Raw genomic sequence first — 939 nt, forward strand, 5'->3', positions numbered from 1 at the left:
CTTAGAGATCCCCTCATTTTTAGAGACTCAAATAATTCCAAGTGTGCGGCTATATAAACGGTGTTGCTTCAGGTAGTAGATAAATTTATCCAGCAATAGGACTGCATTGGCCTCTTTCATTTTTGGCAGCAACTGGTAATAGATGACCCCTTGCCGAAAGAACGAATAGGTTCGGCTCTTGCTGGTATTGACCTTGATCGTTCTCTCCAGGCCAACGCTATCGCCAGCCTTACCCAGCAGCGTTAGCAGGACAATGGCGAGGGCGCTGAACAAAAACAGTCGGTCGCGCCGGACCGGATTACTGATGTGCACTTCTCCCATACCCATGCCAAATTTGTAATCTTTGATATCACGAAAACTGGTCTCGATACCCCAGCGCTGGCCGTACAGTTGCAACGCCTTGGCGGCGCTCAGGTCGGTCCGGTTACTGGCCAGAAACCAAGCGTCCTTCATGCCACTTTTGCGACAACAATAGACCCGTTCGACAGGCTGTCTCTGTCCGGTGAGCTCCACCTGTTTGAGGGTTCGGGTGCGTCCGGTCGGCGTTAGCCAGTCACGAGCTGGAACCTGCTCTCCACCAGGGTAACCAACCAAAATATTTCCTTTAAATCTAATGACATAAGCAAAGCCTAGCTCTTGTTCCAGGCGCTCGAACAGCTCCATGTAACCAAAGCCTCGGTCAGCGACTACTGTCACGAAGATACCCTCTGGTAGCGTCTGCTTGAGTTTGGTGAGCAGCTCTTTCTCATGGGCATTACGTTGCCCTTTGAGCAACGATTTTCGATGGGTTTTCCACAGCAGCGGGGTACTGCGTCCATGGTTGGTTTGCAGGCTGATAACCAAGGTGCTGTGATCATCGGCGTCGAATTCGGTCCAGTCCATGGAGACTACGATCTCGGTACGTTCACCGACCACATAGGGCACCCAATCGTCAAAGAG

1 protein-coding gene is annotated in these 939 nt (G+C 51.4%); it reads right to left on the reverse strand.

Annotated elements, in window-relative coordinates; genetic code table 11:
* Window positions 1-27 precede the first annotated feature (27 nt).
* On the reverse strand, window positions 28-939 hold a 912-nt coding region (locus OKC40_RS22640), incomplete at its 5' end, for an IS4 family transposase (RefSeq protein ID WP_270797045.1).

Source organism: Aeromonas sp. QDB11 (genome assembly GCF_027705265.1).
Lineage (GTDB): Bacteria > Pseudomonadota > Gammaproteobacteria > Enterobacterales > Aeromonadaceae > Aeromonas > Aeromonas allosaccharophila.